General features: G+C 41.3%; 21 protein-coding genes. 14 read left to right on the top strand and 7 right to left on the bottom strand.

The genetic code is table 11. The features are described 5' to 3' along the window. Nucleotides 1–13 precede the first annotated feature (13 nt). The 9 genes from bglS to WH45_RS22810 all read left to right on the top strand — a co-directional run bounded on the left by bglS (nt 14) and on the right by WH45_RS22810 (nt 5,598). Complete coding sequence (gene bglS / locus WH45_RS09805) at nt 14–727, top strand: beta-glucanase (RefSeq protein ID WP_046214182.1); 714 nt, start codon at nt 14–16, stop codon at nt 725–727. A gap of 203 nt (nt 728–930) precedes the next feature. Then, the gene (locus WH45_RS09800; RefSeq protein ID WP_046214181.1) at nt 931–1,146 is read left to right on the top strand and encodes a hypothetical protein; all 216 of its coding nucleotides are present in this window, start codon (nt 931–933) and stop codon (nt 1,144–1,146) included. 137 nt (nt 1,147–1,283) lie between these two features. Then, nucleotides 1,284–1,517, top strand: coding sequence for a hypothetical protein (locus WH45_RS23905; protein ID WP_046214180.1), 234 nt, complete (start codon nt 1,284–1,286; stop codon nt 1,515–1,517). Next, on the top strand, nt 1,471–1,764 hold the full coding sequence (locus WH45_RS23900; protein WP_235338332.1) for a glucoamylase family protein: 294 nt from the start codon (nt 1,471–1,473) through the stop codon (nt 1,762–1,764). Before WH45_RS23905 ends, WH45_RS23900 begins: the two co-directional genes overlap by 47 nt. A gap of 274 nt (nt 1,765–2,038) precedes the next feature. Beyond that, a complete protein-coding gene (locus WH45_RS09785; RefSeq protein ID WP_152663529.1) occupies nt 2,039–3,517 on the top strand; it encodes a fibronectin type III domain-containing protein in 1,479 nt (492 codons plus the stop codon). Between the two features lie 354 nt (nt 3,518–3,871). Further along, the gene (locus WH45_RS09780; protein WP_052723706.1) at nt 3,872–4,477 is read left to right on the top strand and encodes an RDD family protein; all 606 of its coding nucleotides are present in this window, start codon (nt 3,872–3,874) and stop codon (nt 4,475–4,477) included. A gap of 99 nt (nt 4,478–4,576) precedes the next feature. Beyond that, nucleotides 4,577–5,005 carry a WG repeat-containing protein gene (locus WH45_RS22820; RefSeq protein WP_052723705.1) on the top strand — a complete coding sequence of 143 codons (429 nt, stop codon included), beginning with the start codon at nt 4,577–4,579 and terminating at the stop codon, nt 5,003–5,005. Nucleotides 5,006–5,089: 84 nt separating this feature from the next. Next, nucleotides 5,090–5,299, top strand: coding sequence for a WG repeat-containing protein (locus WH45_RS22815; RefSeq protein WP_052723704.1), 210 nt, complete (start codon nt 5,090–5,092; stop codon nt 5,297–5,299). Continuing rightward, complete coding sequence (locus WH45_RS22810; protein WP_052723703.1) at nt 5,296–5,598, top strand: WG repeat-containing protein; 303 nt, start codon at nt 5,296–5,298, stop codon at nt 5,596–5,598. Before WH45_RS22815 ends, WH45_RS22810 begins: the two co-directional genes overlap by 4 nt. A gap of 87 nt (nt 5,599–5,685) precedes the next feature. Here the strand turns inward: WH45_RS22810 and WH45_RS09770 are convergent, their stop codons facing one another. Further along, on the bottom strand, nt 5,686–6,099 hold the full coding sequence (locus WH45_RS09770; RefSeq protein WP_082096664.1) for an Lrp/AsnC family transcriptional regulator: 414 nt from the start codon (nt 6,097–6,099) through the stop codon (nt 5,686–5,688). Nucleotides 6,100–6,239: 140 nt separating this feature from the next. Between WH45_RS09770 and WH45_RS09765 the strand changes: the two genes are divergently transcribed. The 3 genes from WH45_RS09765 to WH45_RS09755 all read left to right on the top strand — a co-directional run bounded on the left by WH45_RS09765 (nt 6,240) and on the right by WH45_RS09755 (nt 8,865). Further along, nucleotides 6,240–7,004 (top strand): MBL fold metallo-hydrolase, encoded by a 765-nt coding sequence (locus WH45_RS09765; protein ID WP_046214177.1) that lies wholly within the window; start codon nt 6,240–6,242, stop codon nt 7,002–7,004. A gap of 105 nt (nt 7,005–7,109) precedes the next feature. Then, nucleotides 7,110–8,294: an MFS transporter gene (locus WH45_RS09760; RefSeq protein ID WP_046214176.1), complete on the top strand. Its 1,185-nt coding sequence runs from the start codon at nt 7,110–7,112 to the stop codon at nt 8,292–8,294. Nucleotides 8,295–8,352: 58 nt separating this feature from the next. After that, nucleotides 8,353–8,865 (top strand): GNAT family N-acetyltransferase, encoded by a 513-nt coding sequence (locus WH45_RS09755; protein WP_046214175.1) that lies wholly within the window; start codon nt 8,353–8,355, stop codon nt 8,863–8,865. A gap of 288 nt (nt 8,866–9,153) precedes the next feature. Here WH45_RS09755 and WH45_RS09750 read toward each other — a convergent pair whose 3' ends face one another. Together WH45_RS09750 and WH45_RS23130 are read right to left on the bottom strand one after the other, a co-directional pair. Continuing rightward, nucleotides 9,154–10,008, bottom strand: coding sequence for a CPBP family intramembrane glutamic endopeptidase (locus tag WH45_RS09750; protein ID WP_046214174.1), 855 nt, complete (start codon nt 10,006–10,008; stop codon nt 9,154–9,156). Between the two features lie 631 nt (nt 10,009–10,639). Then, nucleotides 10,640–10,870 carry a helix-turn-helix domain-containing protein gene (locus tag WH45_RS23130; RefSeq protein ID WP_268748570.1) on the bottom strand — a complete coding sequence of 77 codons (231 nt, stop codon included), beginning with the start codon at nt 10,868–10,870 and terminating at the stop codon, nt 10,640–10,642. A 353-nt stretch (nt 10,871–11,223) separates the two neighbouring features. Here WH45_RS23130 and WH45_RS09745 point away from each other — a divergent pair, with 353 nt between their 5' ends. Together WH45_RS09745 and WH45_RS09740 are read left to right on the top strand one after the other, a co-directional pair. Then, the gene (locus tag WH45_RS09745; RefSeq protein WP_046214173.1) at nt 11,224–11,448 is read left to right on the top strand and encodes a hypothetical protein; all 225 of its coding nucleotides are present in this window, start codon (nt 11,224–11,226) and stop codon (nt 11,446–11,448) included. A gap of 120 nt (nt 11,449–11,568) precedes the next feature. Continuing rightward, on the top strand, nt 11,569–12,015 hold the full coding sequence (locus WH45_RS09740) for a hypothetical protein (protein ID WP_046214172.1): 447 nt from the start codon (nt 11,569–11,571) through the stop codon (nt 12,013–12,015). Nucleotides 12,016–12,322: 307 nt separating this feature from the next. Here WH45_RS09740 and WH45_RS09730 read toward each other — a convergent pair whose 3' ends face one another. The 4 genes from WH45_RS09730 to WH45_RS09715 are packed head-to-tail and all read right to left on the bottom strand — an operon-like array spanning nt 12,323 to nt 17,920. Next, nucleotides 12,323–13,441, bottom strand: a complete 1,119-nt coding sequence (locus tag WH45_RS09730; RefSeq protein WP_235338330.1) for a glycosyltransferase family 2 protein — start codon at nt 13,439–13,441, stop codon at nt 12,323–12,325. Between the two features lie 6 nt (nt 13,442–13,447). Next, nucleotides 13,448–14,977 carry a phytoene desaturase family protein gene (locus WH45_RS09725; RefSeq protein ID WP_046214170.1) on the bottom strand — a complete coding sequence of 510 codons (1,530 nt, stop codon included), beginning with the start codon at nt 14,975–14,977 and terminating at the stop codon, nt 13,448–13,450. A gap of 50 nt (nt 14,978–15,027) precedes the next feature. Further along, nucleotides 15,028–16,425: an aldehyde dehydrogenase family protein gene (locus tag WH45_RS09720; protein ID WP_046214169.1), complete on the bottom strand. Its 1,398-nt coding sequence runs from the start codon at nt 16,423–16,425 to the stop codon at nt 15,028–15,030. Continuing rightward, nucleotides 16,412–17,920: a phytoene desaturase family protein gene (locus WH45_RS09715; RefSeq protein WP_046214168.1), complete on the bottom strand. Its 1,509-nt coding sequence runs from the start codon at nt 17,918–17,920 to the stop codon at nt 16,412–16,414. Before WH45_RS09715 ends, WH45_RS09720 begins: the two co-directional genes overlap by 14 nt. Nucleotides 17,921–17,967: the final 47 nt, after the last annotated feature.

Here is a 17,967-nt window from a genome sequence, read left to right as displayed (position 1 = left end):
ATGGAGGTTTGACATGAACCAAAAATCACTGGTTACACTGGTAACGACAATGGTTATTTCCCTGTTCTTTTCGACAAGTTCATTTGCAGCGAGTGTATTCTGGGAGCCTTTGACGTATTTTAATCCGAGCACCTGGCAAAAGGCGGATGGCTACTCCAACGGCAATATGTTCAACTGTACATGGCGCGCGAACAATGCCAGTTTTACAAGCGATGGCAAGCTCAAACTGGGCCTGACCAGCTCATCTCCCAACAAATTCGACTGCGGTGAATACCGGACGACCAACACGTATGGGTATGGCAAGTATGAAGTACGCATGAAACCAGCCAAAAACGTAGGGATTGTCTCTTCATTCTTCACGTATACCGGTCCTGCCAATGGTACACAGTGGGATGAGATCGATATTGAATTCCTGGGGAAAGATACCACCAAAGTACAGTTCAACTACTATACCAACGGAGTGGGTGGGCACGAAAAAGTGATCAACCTTGGTTTTGACGCTGCAGCAGGTTTCCATACGTATGCATTCGATTGGCAACCAGGCTCCATCAAATGGTATGTAGACGGCGTACTGAAGCATACAGCTACCACGAATATTCCGACTACACCTGGTCAGATCATGATGAATCTGTGGAATGGAACCGGGGTAGATGATTGGACAGGCACATATAATGGTGCCAACCCACTGTACGCAGAGTATGATTGGGTGAGATATACGAGCAATTAATCGTAGGACAACAGAAGGGACAGCTCTCCGGGGCTGTCCTTTTTTAATAAAGCTGATTATCGGGTAGTACATAAAAAGGGGGATGGGTATAATCATACAGCATTTCTTGTTGTATACTGGAAATAACAGGATTTCCCTGATAACAATAAACACAAACGGATGAAATAGACTTTCGGCAAAAGTGAATGAAAGGAGCCTTATCCATGAAAAGCAAAAAAGAAAGTAAAAAAGAAAAAAACGTAACCGGAATCATGCTGGCTTTACTTTACTGTGTTGTCACTTATTTTATTCTGGTAGAGACACCTAACGGAGAACCTCCTAACCATCCGCTATGGCTGTATAGTATTATTCCTATTGGAGCTACACTAATCCGATTTCTGTTTGATTATGTGATCAAGTTTGATTTTTTTAAGGAGTAAGTGTATGTAATATAGAGTAGGACCATTCCGCATCAGCCGCTCACAAAGCAGAAAAAAGGCTGGATTCAACCAAGGATTGAAAACGATCACAAAAAAGACATATCAATATTTTGCAGATTACACGGATACGGGTACAAATGGATAAATGGAATGGTCTGTTCTATAACTGGTACAACACAGAAGATGGGTCGCTCAAAAAGGATTGGGGCGAGTTCATCTCCCAGGTGGATAATAGCTGGCTGTCAGCCGGTCTGATCGTCATAGGACAAGCCTATCCCGAGCTTCACGGACAATTCGAAGCACTCATGCCCGGTATAGTCATCAATGAAAAAGAAATGGGTACCATTCCTTGCATTGGAGTATGCTCCTAAAGAAGCATGGAAAAACATCGAGGCGCTCAAGAAATTCAACATGGCTGGCAAATACGGATTCTACGACTCGGTCAATGTAGAGACTGGAGAGCTGACCAAAGCGTATCTTGCACTTGATCAGGGGATGATCATAATATCGATCGCCAACTATCTCAAGGACAGAGTCATTCGCGATTATTTCCATAGCGACCCGATCGGCAAGAAACCGGAAGCGTTATTAAGAAAAGAAGTTTTCTCGATTCGATAGACAGAGGAGACCTTTCGATGAAAGGAATTAAAAAGGAACGAAGTCAGATCACTTCTGCTTCGTTCCTTTTTCTATACATGATTTTTGTATCATGGACTGCAAAAATACAATAATTCTGGATGCTGCTTTTTATCGATTATATATTTTATTTATTGGTAATATTTTCTTTATTTGCCGAAAGAGATTGATTATGCTTAAAACAAATACATAACAAGGGAGGTTAGGCAGTAAACGGAATGCTCACTCCGCGTCATACTATGAATACTGGAGGGTTATGATGAAAGCAAAATTTCATAATGTGCGATTGTATGTGATAAGCATGATTTTACTGCTGCCTGTCTTTTATGGCGGTTCTGTTCCCTATTCGGCTTATGCGAAATCTGCCGCCCGTCTGTCTGGTCCTGCTTGGGTAAAAGCTGAGCGTGGAGATGAACAGGTATCACTCAGTTGGAAGCCAATCAAGCAAGCGGAGAGTTATACGATCCGTTATGGTATAAGTCCTGGACAGTACAGTCAGACTATTTCCGCATCAAGCGATACGTACGGACAGACGGTCATTCCCCGTCTTACGAATGGAACAATGTATTATTTTCAGATTGCGGCTCTGGTGAATGGTGAGAGGACATTCTATTCCAAGGAGAAAGCAGTTGTCCCTATGCCGGGATTTTCGCCAAAAAACTATGTAGAAGCTGAAGGCAGCAACATACTGGCAAAAGAGAACTGGAACAAAGCGGTAGATGGTGATCCCAAAACAGCATGGTCTTACGGAATGGCCAGCGACAATATGTTCCTGCACGCCTATTCCAAAATATACCTGAACGGTATTCAGCTGATGGCCTCATCGATCAGAGAGATGGACCGTACCTACACAGTGTATGGAAGGTATACGAATACTGGAGAAGAGCAGGAAATCGGAAGCGTTACCGTTCATCTTCCGGGCGGGAACACACCGATATTAATTGATCCTATTCAGGTAAAACCTGGATGGTACACACATATCCGGCTCATGACGGAGTCGGAGACAGAGCTTGTATATATCCATGAAGTGTCTTTTCTGTCTGATAAACCACCTGTGCAAAATGTGAAGGGTATTCCAGGAGATAGACAGGTGAGACTGTCATGGGATCCGTTTCCAGGAGCGGAACAATACAGAATCGATTATGACCACAATTCTTGGTTCTCCTCTCCAAAGCAGAGTGTGACTGTGAGTAAGGATGCCTATACCGGCTATACGCTTGCAGGCCTAAATAATATGTATCCTATGAACTTCTCGACAGTGACTGCCATCGTATATGGAGAGGAATACACACCTTCCATTTTAGCCAAGGTACCGATCAGTCCGTATCCGATAGGTGATCAGGTTCCGGAAGGCACTAAGGTCTCTGCTACCGGCTATTACGGTCTGGAGAGCTTTAATTTTCCTGAAAAAGCGATTGACGGAGATTTCACCACACACTGGGCCCCTCGTATGGGTTACAAGGCAGATGGAACCATTAGCATTATTTTCCCGGATCCGGTCAATGTGCATAGCATCCAACTTCCGACTTTCAGTGTAGCGGATATCCAGATTTATGGTTTGCAGAACGACAAATGGAAAGATCTTGGAGTTAGAAAATTCGATAGGGAAATGCTTGACAGGTACGAACCCTATCCGGTTCCTCCAGGTGAATATGAAGGATTCCTGCTCTCGATAAAGAATAAGACGGGTGCATTTGGTTTATATGAACTGCGGCTTTTGTATAACACAAATTAAACAGGCTGTTAACGGCTGTCCACACAACTGCGCCGAGTCACCCGTATGGTCGTTCCTGAATTGGAGCGCATGGGTGCCATGATTGTGGAGATTGGCAACTTTTTCGAGCGGGAGGCCAATCCTTCAATGTAACAGCAAGCAGAGAAACGAAGCAAAAGCCTGCCTATTATGGGCGGGCTTTTTTTATATGTAAGAGATTTTGCGCATTTCCGAAACGATGTCAACATTAATATAGGACTATAGAAGAATATTCATAAGATGGTCGATTATATAAAATTAGACATTGGAGAAAGGGAGTGGGAATGTTATATCCAACCAAAATAAAATAGAATTATCGGAGGACTGTAAGTAAACATGAATAAACAGAATACAAGTTATGCAGAATTAATGGAACAACAGCAGAAATTCAAACAATATCGAAAAACATTTTATGCAGCTTTTTGGAAGAGGTGGATAGCCTATCTAATAGATGGTGCTATTATAACTACCGGGCTTTACACGTTAATCATAGTGGCCATAGGACTCACAATGGGATTCAATTATGAGTTGTCGCCCACCGATGAGTTAAGTAGTCTTCAGGCGTTCATCATGATAGCGTGGATCATATGCTGTTTTATACTGCCTTGGTTTTATTATGGATTTTTCGAACGCTCTAAATTCCAGGCCACACCAGGCAAGATGCTTTTCAAAATTGTTGTGGTTGATGTGCACTTTAATCCTATTGGATTTGACCAAGCAAGCGGGCGTTACTGGGGAAAGGTACTCAGCTATCTGTTGTTTTATATCGGTTATATCATAGCAGCTTTCACTAAACATAAGCAGGGCTTGCACGATCTTATGGCAGGTACATATGTAGTGAACAAAAAGGAACTTGCTAAAAAAATGCAGTTCTCTGAAGATAAACAAGAGTTGAGCGTAATGAGTACTACAGACTTTCTACAAACTGGCAAGTATGACTAAGAGAAAAGATTGATGCAACTATTGAAAAGTCTCGTATACGTATATGTACGAGACTTTTCTTCTATTTAAGCGAATAGGTACATAAAGGAGATTATTACAATGAATCAGAAGAATATGAAAATAGCTGCAGCCTTTGCTTTAACACTAGCGTTAACAATGGGTTCTTCCATGAGTACAATACATGCTTTGCCACTTTCCGAGGACTCTCAAACTAGCATTATGTCTGCCAGGGCGACAAATGCAAAGGCTCTCACTGATTTGAAGGTAGGAAGTAAAAAAATAGAGTATACGACGGTACCTACACAAAGTGATGGCATGTTTCATGATGGATTCCTTTTAGCAGCCAAAGCGGATGGTACAATGGTATTTTATAATGCTCAAGGAAAAGAAGCTTTTACTTTGGCAGATCATATAGTTCCCGTATCGGATTTCCATAATCAACGTGCTTTAGTTGAGGATACATCAACCAATTTATCTGGCTATATCAATACAAAAGGAAACCTAATCATTCCTTGTACTTATGTATAAACAAGTAGTTTCTCGGATGGTATTGCTTTTGTTAAAAAGGATGGAAAAGACAAAGGAGCTTTTATTAATCCAGCAGGAAAACAAGTGACGGTGTTAGATCGATCTTATGGTTCGAATTATTATTTTACCGAAGGCCTAGCTTTAGCCTATGCACCTAACAGCGGTAAAATTGGGTATTTGGATAAAAAGGGAGCTCTTGTTATTCCTTATCAATACAGTTACGGCCGTCCATTTTTTGAAAATGCGGCTGTTGTACAGGACAATAAAGGGAATTATGGGGTTATATTAATATGAAAGGGAAAGTAGTCATTCCTTTTCAATATGCTTCAGCAGAAAGCTTTAGCGAAGGGCTGGGAGCCGTTTATAATAAACAGGACAAAATGATGATTGGCTATCAATATACCAAAGCTTCTTCTTTTGCTGACGGCATAGCCGCAGTAGGTATCAAAACGAAAACAGGCAGCAAATTTGGCTATATTAATAATCAGGGGAAGTTGTTAACACCTTTGCAATATCAAAAAGCTCACTCCTTCAATGAAGGTACAGCGATAGCATTGACCTCAGATCAATTGGCACTTATCTTAAGCAAATGAAGAAGAAATTAAATAAAAAGAGTGGCTTGTGCCGCTCTTTTTTTATTTAAAATGTAATGAGCTGGAGAGAACTGTATAAGGGGGAATTTACAAGGTTTTATCGATGACAATGGATAGTTTGTAGTTGGCGTAATGGTTCAACTCCACCAAAAAGGTATTCAACACTTCATTACTCGGGAACCTGCATTCCAGCAGATAACATCCATCACCGCTTATTTTGTAATTATTCAGGATGTACTCTTTTTTGGACTGAATAAAGGTAAGAAAGGGATGATGGTGTGTATCTTTGATATAAATATTTAAAAAGGCATACGTATAACATCCCAATTTGGCTTGATTAACCTTGATGCTGTATCCCTCTATAACTCCATTATCCTCCAGTTTTTCTACCCGGGCTGCTGCTGCAGGTCCAGTGAGGTGAACTCTTCCCCCTAATTCTTTCATCGTAATTCGGCTATTCCGACTCAATTCTTCAATAATTTGTTTATCGGTCTGATCCAAACGTAACGCATCTCCTTTAAAAATAAAGTAAAACGGCCCATACACTTTATTTAATCTGTGTATTTGAAGGCTGTATCTAGTATAAACTTATCAACGTTAACAAACAAAACTTAAAAACAAAAGGAGAATTATATACCAACATGCATATTCAACAAATTCGAAACGCCACCATTCTTATTCACTACGCAGGTCAAAAGTTCCTGGTCGATCCATTACTCGCGGATAAAGGCCTGTATGATCCATTTGCGGCGGGCATCAGAGAAGATTTGCGAAATCCGATCGTTGATCTGCCCATGTCTGTTCACGAGATTATCAAAGATATCGATGCTGTGATCCTGACTCACCTGCATCTGGATCATTACGATGATATAGCCAAAGCCGTACTTCCCAAAAACATTAACGTTTTTGTACAAAATGAAGAAGATGCCGCAAAAATTAAAAATGACGGTTTTGAGCAAGTGGAAGTACTCACGGAAAATACGCATTTTAAAGGAATTCAGTTAATCAAAACGAAAGGCGAGCATGGCAGAGGGGAAGATTTATTAAACATAATGGGTGAGGTATGTGGTGTTGTCTTCAAACACGTAAGCGAGAAGACGTTGTACCTGGCTGGAGACACCGTATGGTATGAAGGAGTGGAGAACGAAATCAATTCCCATACTCCCGAGATCATCGTATTGAACGCTGGAGACAATAGTTGGCACGATGCAGGCTCATTGATCATGGGCAAAGAAGATGTGTACGAGGTGCATCAAGCGGCTCCTAACGCCAAAATTATCTCCGTCCATATGGAAGCCGTGAATCACTGGACATTATCCAGACAGGAACTAAAAAGCTTTGCAGAAGAAAAGGGATTTACCTCCAGCTTATTCGTTCCGGAAGACGGAGAGGCGTATACGTTTTAATTTGCAGTTTTTGAATTGTACTGCGAATAGTGAACGTGCAGTATAAATCGCATCACGCATCACATCTTGACCCCTTAGGAAAATCTGCAGATAGGAGAATATGCTATGAACCCAACGAATCCTAAACTGTGGACGAAAAACTTTATTATTCTTTCAGTTGTCAATTTTATTATGACATTAATATTCTTTTTGTTAAACGCGACAATAACGCTGTATGTCATTAAGGAATTTGATGCATCAACCGGGCAGGCGGGTATCGTCGCAGGTATTTTTATTATCGGTTCCTTAGTCGGTCGTTTGTTCACAGGACGTCTAATCCATTCCAAAAAAATATTGATGACCAGCCTGTTTTTATTGATTGTTACCACTTTACTTTATTTCGTCCATCTGAATGTTAACTTTCTCATACTAACCCGGCTTTTAAACGGGATTACAGTGGGGATTATCTCTACCATTGTGAGTACCGTGGTCGTGCTTAGCCTTCCTTCATCACGAAAAGGGGAAGGGATCAGTTACTTTGCAATCAGTACGGCATTGGCTACAGGCATCGGTCCATTTATTGGATTGGTTTTGATTCGGAATTCCAATTTTGATATGATTTTTTCTTTAAGTTTGTTGCTTGGAATGTTCAGCTTAATAATCGCATTTTTCTTGAAGTTCCCTGCAGCGCACAAGATGGTGAAGAACAATAAAAAGGGAATACGAATCTCTGACTTTATTGAGCCCAAAGTCATACCGATTGCCATTATTATCTTTTTTATGACCTTTTGTTTTTCCGGCATTGTGTCCTATTTAAATATATATGCTTTGGAGTTAGGGTTAATAGACGCAGCCAGCTTCTTCTTCATGGTATATACGGTTTTTGTCTTAATTTCGCGGCCTTTTACAGGACGAATAATGGACAGAAGAGGCGCTAATATTATTTTATATCCGGCTCTTATTATATATGCAGCAGGAATGTTTCTTCTTGGTTCAGTTAACAGCAGTTTTACACTGTTATTGGTAGGCGCACTTGTTGCTCTGGGTTTTGGTAATATCTCTTCCGTCACGCAGACGATAGCGATCCAATTAGCCGATCCTCACCGGGTCGGCCTAGCCACGGCGACGTTCTTTATATTTTATGATCTGGGGAACGGATTCGGCCCATCTATTATCGGTCTGATCCTTCCAGCGGCAGGATATCGAGGTCTGTATGCCATACTGGGATTTATTATACTGGCTACGCTTTTGCTGTATTACATGTTGTATGGAAAGAAAGAAGGTAAAGTCCGAAAGCCAGTGGTGGATTAAACGCTAACCGCCGGGATAAGAAAGGGATCTTTTTGGAAACTAGAGAAAGGAGAACTATATGACTATCGTATTAAAAAGAGTGAATAACGGGAATAGGGATGAGATCAAAAAGATCTATGAGGATTCATTTCCTGTAGAAGAGATGGTGCCGTATAACAAATTGATAGAGATCAGCAATGATACCGACCATTTGTTTTATGGAATATATGATGATGACACGCTGGTGGGAATGAATTATCTCATCATAGAGAAAGATATGCTTTACGTATTGTATCTGGCAATTGGTAAAGGCTATCAAAGTAAAGGGTACGGAAAAGCCGTTATTACTGAGATAAAGAGTAAATACTCCGGCTATCGAATTTGCCTGAATATTGAAGAGGTGCACCCCAAATTTATTAATCATGATCAACGAATGAAGCGGAGACGTTTTTATCAACTTTTGGGGTTTGAGTCTCAGGATTACCTGGTTACCAATTATGAAGGTATAACGTTCGAAACGATGTCAATCAATGGGGACGTCGCCTACGAGGAAACGAAGGCGATATTCGATTATTTGAAAAATTTGATGTAAACGGAGAATCATACGAATCAGTGGCAAGAAAATGAGTAAAGGAATATAAATGGTCAAATAACGGTATTTAACGTTGTTTGAAAATAAATAAGCAGTCTGCAGATGAGCAGGCTGCTTATTTTTTGCTAAGCTTATGTGAAGTTGTTAATAAGACATAAGGGAGTGTCGCGAGATAGACATATAAACTCCAATTTAAACGTAATATGCCTAATTCAACATCTTTACTATAAGGGGAGTATATCAGTTTCATCGTTTATGTTGATTTTAACAACATATTGTATATTGCTTTCAGTAAGTACGATACATGAAACCTGATTTTCTGGAAAAGATCCAGGCAGCCAATGCCATGATAAGTGCAACCAATATACCTGACTCACCTGTCCATAAATAGGCATTTTCTCCCTTGGTAGATGCATCAAATGAACCCTGAATCACAGCGTTCCAGGAAGCATGAAACAGGATGGCTGGCCAGATGCTTCCAGTGCTTAAGCGGATTTGGCTAATAATAAAATTAAATGAACTAATCGTGATCAGAAATAAGAGGATGGACAAGATTAATGAAGGGCCGGAGTAATAACTGCCTAACAGAATAGCGGGAATATGCCAAGCTCCCCAGATCAATCCGCTTGTCATAATGGGCTTCGGTACGCCTGCTGTTATTAATCGGCTGAGCATATATCCTCTCCATCCCAATTCTTCCCCGGCACTGCTGATCATACCGAATAATGTGCCCACAGACAACTGATAAAGAATGCTTACCACTAACGGCCATATATAGGAGTTGTCCGTTGGTACGAAGTCAACCAGACCCGTTATCCATGCCAAACCGTACGCTAGTATTCCAATAATCACCGGGAAAAGTAATACAAACGGGATTGATTTTAAGGTTAAGTTACCTCGAAATCGAAATGAAATATCTGTAAATCCTTCACGCAGCAAAAGGCGGGTCAGGAGAGAGGACAATCCTGGTGACCACATCAGTAGAAGCGCAAATACAGGTGCTACATAGATCGCAAGTACATAGCTGAGGAATGTTAGAGGAACAAGCCATGCGAAAAAAACAAGCAGCCCTTTTCTTGATTTATGAACGATGTTCGGGTCTTCCTTGTTGGTTACTCTGTCATTAGTTCTGTAAGATTCCAAATGATTTCACTCCTTTAAAGGATGGGTGTATTATAATGGAAGTATAACAGTGGATGGAAATAGGAGGAATAAACCTAAGTCCAGACTCTGCTTGAGACTTTAGGAGAGTACAGAATGGAACCCAAGACGGATTACATAATGATGATGTTTACAACTAAATTAGCTTCCGAATATTTATTCTGATTAACAAGTACTTTCTCGGAACGAGATTAAGAATACGATTTGGAGGACAACAGCTCATTTAGCGCTATTGAGTATTATCGTTTTCAAACCTCATAATTTAGAGGGAGTTACAACATGAATAAAGAGATGATCCGGCAAAATGTATAAATAATATAGGAATTTGGGATGGAGAAATTATAAGTAAGAGTGTAAATCGCAAAATATATACATATGTACAAAATACGAGTTTTGTGATTATGTATATAAGATTTGAAGTTAGTTATATTTGATCTTATCTTATAACCATAATCATTGCTCATATATCGTATTTTTAATACTAAAGTATATTACTCTATTTTTTTACTATTTAGTGCTTGCTCATCTTAATTCTTTTATTGATGTTATTTAATGTTTTGATACTCCCAATATTTAAATAAAATAAGCCCGCTGTAATGATTATAAGAATACATTACAATTGAACGCGATTTAACATGTCTGCCAATTCCTTAGTTTGTTTATTATCATAGTTTTCAAATAACTGTGAAGGCGTAATATGTAAAGCTACTAGAAATTTTTGTAAATTATCTAAAGAGATATTACGCTCTCCACGCTCAATATCTTCAACATAAGGTTGCGGTAATTCTACCATTTCTCCCAACTGAGCCTGTGTCAGATTTTTTGCTTTTCTATAAAAACGAATTCTTTCACTACATATATAGGGAGATGAATTTAATTATGAGCTTACTCCCATATCAGGTTGTAATAGAAAATGTAATTCAAAGTAAAATGCGTAGAAAAGTTATTTATCAAAGCAACGTCCCTTCTACGTTACTATATTTATGTATTAAAAATAACAATAAAAGGATGTGTAATAATGTTTTAAAACGAATATGCAAAAAAAAGTGGCTGTTGTTATGTCTTCTGTTATGCTAGTTGGGTTTTCTTCAAGTGCTTTTGCTTCTGATTCTGTCTCTATTCCATCAAGCAATAGTTCACCGTCAACTCAAAGCCCGCCTCCACTAATTGAATCTCCGGCTGGATAAAAAAATTCAATTGAAACACAAGGTTGGCAACGATATTTATCTAAAAAAAGCTATTCAAGGTATCTCTTCAGCATTAAGATCAGGAGCAAATAATAGATGGGTACAAAAAGCAATCAATGAATATTTTGATGCAGAAACTGCTGTTGTCTTCAAAAAGAACTTACATAATATTGCGGACGTTTTTGATGAAGCCTTAGAGCTTGAAAACCTTGCTACTAACTGGATTTACAAATAGCTCTATAATAAACTATATAGTGTAACTAAAAATCATGGTATAACAGAATCTATTACCGATGGAGTTATAGCTCTGATTAGTGTATTTGTTTAAAACAGATATCTTATAAGGATGGATAATATGGAAGAGAAAATCAATGCAGAATTAATAGAACTTCAAGAAAAAATGTATTCTCTTGAAAAAAACTTGAAGCGTCTTGCTATAATTATGCCTCCTAACTTCAAATATCCTTACTGGCATAAGCTATTATGTTTCGGGATTTCTGAACAACAAAGGGAAAAAGCAGAATTTGCATGTTCTATCTTTACGAGTAGAATTAATCAAGAAATAGAATTCTTGAATGCAAAAAAGAATGATACTCATGAATTTTCTCTGGAGTTGTTTCGAACAGAGCCCCCTACACAAGATGAGGTTCTAAGGATTATCAACAACATTTTTGACCTGGGTCCAGAGGAGAACTGTAAGGAACTTTTATTATCTATGTTCCAACAAGGAAAGTTCCAACAACTGATCTCTTACATTTTTCCAGAAGATATTCATGCTCTTCAAGAATCAAATCACAATTGATATGTACACCTCCAATGTACCCTACAAGACGGACTCTTTTAAAAGGTCATCTTATAGGGTACATTTAGATGCATCAAACCGCTATGTGTATTGACCTTGATCTCTGCGCCGCTGCTACCCAGAATCTTCAGTGCTTCCGTTATAGCTTTGCCCTGGGACTGCGACTGATCCGCAATGATCCGAACGACACTGCGCTTTTCGGCTTGCTGCAGTGCAGCCACGATATCCGGATGCGTCAGGCGTTCAAAAAGTGTACAAGAGGTCTCCCAAAAACTGGATTTAATAATTAGCTTACATCACGCAGTATTCAGACTTTGATTTTGCGACCTTTCCAACTCACGGAACGGAAAACATTCACCCTGATAAAGGAATATAAATAGATGCCTATAAAAAACGCAAACCATATCGGGTAAACAAGAAAAATCGCTTTTTTGAAGTTCCCCACCCTGCCGGCAAACCATCCTGTCTGAATGGCATACAGCACATATAATATCCCGCTCAACAGGATCGCAGCAGGATTCCATCCTATCAGGGAAGAAACTAGAGCGGATGCAGCAATGAAACTGCCGGATATCCATAAGATGACCATGAACATGACAACCGGATGCGTCGATTTGGAACCGACGGCAAAACTTTTACACCAACCCTCGATCAGACTGCCAATGCCTTCGGGATACATGCGCAGAGATATAATACCTTTCCCCCCCAGGCAGCGTACAGGAAGGTTTTGTTCAAGAAACGCCTCTCCCAGTGCCAGATCATCCATGATGGCTCCTTCGATTTTTTTATGCCCGCCGGACAAAAAATAATCGTCGCGATTGCATAAAATACACGGACCGAACGAACCAGCCGTTTTAAACCGCGACCCCCAAACGGTAAACAGATTCATTCCTGTTACAACGATGATGTTAAAAATAACGGAGAGATGTTCATACCAGCGCTCTACCGTATGAAAAGGCTGCAGCGCCGTAATGCCTCTGGCTCCCTTGTCTCGATAGAATTGCAGCAGATTGCTTAATCCGTCTGCGCTTTCAAATTTTGTATCCGCGTCCAGAAATAATAACCAGCTTCCTTCGGCCTGTTCAGCCCCGTACCAGCAGGCCGACGATTTTCCTGCTCCTTCGTTTTGCAGTACCTTTGCGCCGAAGCTTTCCGCAACAGCAGCGGTCCTGTCTGATGAATCGTCATCCACAACCAGAATTTCGAACTCAGTGAACCGCTGCTCCTGAAGAGATCGCAGCAAAGGCACAATCCTGCTTTCTTCATTTCTGGCCGGAATGATGATGGACAGAAACGGCAGGCCGTTCGCGCTCCTGGAGGAGGAAAGAGGCACAGGCAGCGACCAGAATACGAGGAAACCGGCTATAAGTGCCGCGAATCCAATCGCCAGTTTAATAATGTCCAAAGCCGTTATAACATTCGCCACCTTTCTTTATTTCACCGAATAATCAAACAGCTCGCCTGTATCATCCTGGATCAATTCCTGAGCGGCGATTTTGGCTGACAGGAGCACGATTGGAACGCCGGCACCGGGATGCGTGCTGCTTCCGGTAAAGTACAAGTTTTCGCAGTCGCTCGCTTTGCTTTGCGGACGATAATGATTGCTTTGTTTTAAAATGGGCTGCAAACCAAATGTAGCGCCATTATACGCATTGAACTTGGAACTGAAATCCAGTGGCGTGATATGGGTTTCGGTTACAATCTCCTTGTCCACATTTTCAAAACCACGAATCTTCTTTAATTCATTTAAAATGTAACTGCGATAATAAGCGACTGTCTCCTCATCCCATTCATAATTGGATTCCTTTGCATTCGATACAGGCATCAGAATATACAACCCATCTTTCCCCTCAGGAGCCAGGGAAGAATCCATTTTCGAAGCGATATATACATAAAAAGAAGCATTCGTCAGTTTTTTTCCGTCAAAAATATCTTTCAGATTCTGGTCAAGGTTTTCATTGAAAATAAAGTTGTGCACATGATCCGTTTCTTCATACTTTCGGTTCATACCGAGGTACAACAAAAAGCATGAACAAGAGTACTGCATGCTGTCGACTTTCTCATCCGTATATGTCCCTTTGGCAGGCTTGTCTTGTACCAAATGCTTGATCGCATACGGGAAGTCCGCATTGCAAACGACATAATCCGAAGAGATCTTTTGTCCGTCCACGACAATCCCTTCTGCTTTTTGATTTTGAATAGAGATCTGCTGTACATCTTTGCCGTAATGAATCATTCCTCCAAGCTCCTTGAAGAGCCTTTCCATCGACAGAGCCATCGTATACATCCCGCCCTTGATAAACCATACTCCATACAAAAATTGAAGCATCGGAATCATCGTATAAAAAGAAGGACTGGTTAGCGGAGAAATGCCTATATACAACGTTTGAAAACTAATCATCTGTCTCAGCCTTTGGTTCTTGATGTATCGACCGACAAATTTATCTGCGGTGTCGTAAGGTTTCAGCTTTAATGCTTTCTTCAGCATTGGGAGGTTATAAAAGTCCTTCCTTTTGCGGAAAGGCCTAGGAAGAATGTAATGCTTGGCAATGATGAATTTTTGGTAAATTTCATGCAAATACCGAAAAAAGCCTGCTGTATCTTCTTCGCTGATCGCTTCGATCGTTTGGGTCAACTTGGTCATGTCAGTAGAGATATCAAAAGGTTCATCGGGAATATCGCTAAAATAAGCCCGATAAATCGGATCCAGTTTTTCCATGGGAATATAGTCATCCGGGTCACGGCCGCACACTTCGAAGATTTCCCGGTAGATCTCCGGCATCATCACGATGCTCGGTCCCAAATCGAATGTATATCCGCCTTCCAACTCAATGCGATTCATTTTACCGCCAGGCGTTGAGCCTTTTTCATAAATTTCAACCTGATAGCCGGCTGCCTGAAGCCTTATAGCAGAAGCGAGCCCCGCCACCCCGCTTCCGATGACAATTACCTTTTTACTCATACAAAATCCTCATTTCCGCATCCTGTTTTCTTAGTCTCGATACCAGTTGTTTACAGAATCCGCTTTCTCAACTTTTTTAAAGCTTTCATATTTTGCTTGGAATAAGGCGGAAATTTACCCGAAAAGCGCAAGTAATGATAGGTTCGAACATTCGTCTTTTCATAGCTAAAAGCCAGAAAACCGGCTTTGCCATGGTAAGCGCCGTATCCGCTTTGTCCGACTCCTCCAAATGCGATATGGGGACTTGCGGCATGATGGATCACTTGATTGACGCTGATCGTCGAGGAGCGCATATATTCGTTAAACTGCTCAATTCGATTATTATCCGTGCTGAATATGTATCCGGTAAGCGCATCGCGCTGAAGACTGCCACTGGATAATAATGAATTCAAATCGGTATAGGGAATGACCGGAAGAACAGGTCCGAAAATTTCTTCTTCCAAAACCGAACTTCCCGGCTCAATATCCGTTAATACGGTCGGAGCAATAAACCGATCGGCTTGATCATGTGCGCCGCCATACCGAATCGTACCCTGGTCGATAAATTCAACCACTTTTTGAAAATGGGCATCGGTACAGATTCTGCCATAATCCTTGCTTGCTTGTGGCTGCTCGCCGTAAAAAGCGGACAGCGCAGCAGAAATTTCATCCAGCGTTTTCTCATAAACGGAATGATGGACGAAAAGAGTATCCGGCGCAATGCACGTTTGGCCGGTATTGAGGAATTTCCCCCAGACGATGTCCCTGACCGCAGCTGTTGAAAAGCCGGTTTCGTCAAGAATGCATGGGTTTTTCCCACCGAGTTCCAAAATCACCGGTGTCAGCTGCTTGGCTGCCTGATCGGCGACCAGCTTGCCCGTTTGCCCGCTGCCCGTGAAAAAAATCAGATCGAACGGAGCCGAAGTCAGCTGACTGGCGACATGTCCGTCTCCTGTCACCACATGAACGTGTTCGGGTAGAAATGCCTGGTTGATGATTTCTTTGAGCAGTTCAGCCGTTGCCGGCGCGTATTCGGACGGTTTGATGACGCAGGAGTTCCCGCCGGCGATAGCCCCGATCACAGGCATCAAGGTAAGCTGGACCGGATAATTCCACGAACCGATGATCAATACACTCCCGTGCGGATGCCTCTTTTTACGAAGAACTTCCACATAGCCCAATTTAAGGTGCCGGGAGCTTGTCGATCGGTTCCATCTGTTCAAATGCTTGCACACATAATCGATTTCGTTCAACAGGACAGCAAGCTCCGAGGAAAAAGATTCAAACGCCGGTTTGCCCAAATCGGAATAAAGCGCATCGGTCAGTTCTTTTTCGCGCTCTACAATGATATTTTTCAGTTTTAAAAGCTGTTTTTTGCGCATCTCGCTTGAAGGGATGCCTTTGGATAGCAGTTCTTCCCGCTGCCTTTCAGGCAAAGTCTGCAGAAAACGATGTTCATTGTCCGGCATGGGAAACATCCCTTTGCACAATTTTTTTGCTGACAAGCTGGCCGCTTAACGTAACCATAGGCATTCCGCCTCCCGGATTCACCGTTCCGCCTACAAAATACAGATTGTTATAACGTTCGCTTTGTTTGGCATGCTTGAACCCTTTATTTTTTTTGCGGTTTGACACCGTTCCGTAAATGGCGCCGCGATCAGAGCCATACGTTTTTCTGATATCTTCCGGCGTCCACATATCTCTGGTCACGATATTGGCCCGCAAATCGTGCAAGCCCATTTTTTCCAGCTTGATCAGAACTCGTTCGGCAAATTGTTCATAGTCCTGCTGAGTGAACGGTTTCTGATCCTGAATATAAGGGATATGGGGCAGTACTTTTATATTTTCATGTCCTTCAGGAGCCTGCGACGGATCGGTTTTATTAACATTAACCAAATAAATAACTGGATCCTCCGGCAGGGTATGTTCATGGAAAATGGACTGCATTTGCTGCTTCATATTTTCTGCGAAAAAGAAATTATGATGGCGAAGCTGAGGGTAGCTTTTTTTCACGCCCAAATGCAGCACGAGACCAGAACTGGCTGGTTCGAATTTTTTCTTTAATTTATCTACAAAGCGATTGTCTTCTTCCAGTAAGCGTTCATAAACCGGGATGACCTCCATATTGGAAACATAATAATCTGCAGTCAGCTTTGTTCCATCTTCCAAAAAAGCTCCCGTGATTTCATCGTTGTTTTTTTCGAGTTTGACGATTGGTGTCCCAAGATGAAAATGAACGCCCACTTCTTCAGCCAGCTTCACCAAACCGTCTGCCAGTTTATTCAACCCGCCGGGTACATACCATAATCCTTGATCATGCTGCATATAAATCATCATATTCAAAACAGCCGGTGCGTCGTAAGGCGACGAACCCACATATTTGATAAAGTAGGACAGCATATCGCGCAATTGTTTATTGCTGATCCGCTTGTCGATAGCTCCATGAACAGTAGAGAACAAATCGAAATTTTTCAACGCGCCAAACAGGGTCGTATGCTTCATAATTTCTCTCGTGCTATCTACACCATGCTTAAAATAGGTTTTGTCCGTCATGTTGTAGATTTTTTTGGAATAATTAAGCAGGTTTTGATACTCGCGCATATCTTTTTCGCTCAAGGAATCGTTCTTCTCCTGCATGTCCTGCAGATTTTCATAGAGGTCGATGATATTTCCGTCAGGGAAAAAGGAACGCCATTGATGATTCAGCTTTTCGATCGGAACATAGTCCTTCATCGATTTGCCGCTGGCAGCAAACAAATGTTCAAACACTTGAGGCATTGTCAGAATAGACGGGCCCAAATCAAAACCGAAACCGTCCTGGTCCAGTCGGTTCAATTTCCCTCCGATGTGATGGTTTTTTTCATATAAAGATACGTCATATCCTGCCTGTGCCAGCGAAATTGCAGCTGACAGTCCTCCAAGTCCGCCTCCGATAACCACTACGTTTTTGTTTGTCGTTTTCACTTGTCTTGTTTCCCCTTCCATCAATCAAGAATGGTATTCATTGTTGC

The organism is Paenibacillus wulumuqiensis (genome assembly GCF_000971965.1).
Lineage (GTDB): Bacteria > Bacillota > Bacilli > Paenibacillales > Paenibacillaceae > Saccharibacillus > Saccharibacillus wulumuqiensis.
This window is presented reverse-complemented; position numbering and strand designations above follow the sequence as displayed.

What these genes read in the sequence shown, in the direction of transcription:
- WH45_RS09755 (WP_046214175.1), top strand. Translation starts at nt 8,353, where the DNA reads ATGACTATCGTATTAAAAAGAGTGAATAACGGGAATAGGGATGAGATC.
- WH45_RS09725 (WP_046214170.1), bottom strand. Translation starts at nt 14,977, where the DNA reads ATGAGTAAAAAGGTAATTGTCATCGGAAGCGGGGTGGCGGGGCTCGCT.
- WH45_RS22820 (WP_052723705.1), top strand. Translation starts at nt 4,577, where the DNA reads ATGAATCAGAAGAATATGAAAATAGCTGCAGCCTTTGCTTTAACACTA.
- WH45_RS09740 (WP_046214172.1), top strand. Translation starts at nt 11,569, where the DNA reads ATGGAAGAGAAAATCAATGCAGAATTAATAGAACTTCAAGAAAAAATG.
- WH45_RS23900 (WP_235338332.1), top strand. Translation starts at nt 1,471, where the DNA reads ATGAAAAAGAAATGGGTACCATTCCTTGCATTGGAGTATGCTCCTAAA.
- WH45_RS09800 (WP_046214181.1), top strand. Translation starts at nt 931, where the DNA reads ATGAAAAGCAAAAAAGAAAGTAAAAAAGAAAAAAACGTAACCGGAATC.
- WH45_RS09720 (WP_046214169.1), bottom strand. Translation starts at nt 16,425, where the DNA reads ATGCCGGACAATGAACATCGTTTTCTGCAGACTTTGCCTGAAAGGCAG.
- WH45_RS09765 (WP_046214177.1), top strand. Translation starts at nt 6,240, where the DNA reads ATGCATATTCAACAAATTCGAAACGCCACCATTCTTATTCACTACGCA.
- WH45_RS23905 (WP_046214180.1), top strand. Translation starts at nt 1,284, where the DNA reads ATGGATAAATGGAATGGTCTGTTCTATAACTGGTACAACACAGAAGAT.
- WH45_RS22810 (WP_052723703.1), top strand. Translation starts at nt 5,296, where the DNA reads ATGAAAGGGAAAGTAGTCATTCCTTTTCAATATGCTTCAGCAGAAAGC.
- WH45_RS09785 (WP_152663529.1), top strand. Translation starts at nt 2,039, where the DNA reads ATGATGAAAGCAAAATTTCATAATGTGCGATTGTATGTGATAAGCATG.
- WH45_RS09760 (WP_046214176.1), top strand. Translation starts at nt 7,110, where the DNA reads ATGAACCCAACGAATCCTAAACTGTGGACGAAAAACTTTATTATTCTT.
- bglS (WP_046214182.1), top strand. Translation starts at nt 14, where the DNA reads ATGAACCAAAAATCACTGGTTACACTGGTAACGACAATGGTTATTTCC.
- WH45_RS09780 (WP_052723706.1), top strand. Translation starts at nt 3,872, where the DNA reads ATGAATAAACAGAATACAAGTTATGCAGAATTAATGGAACAACAGCAG.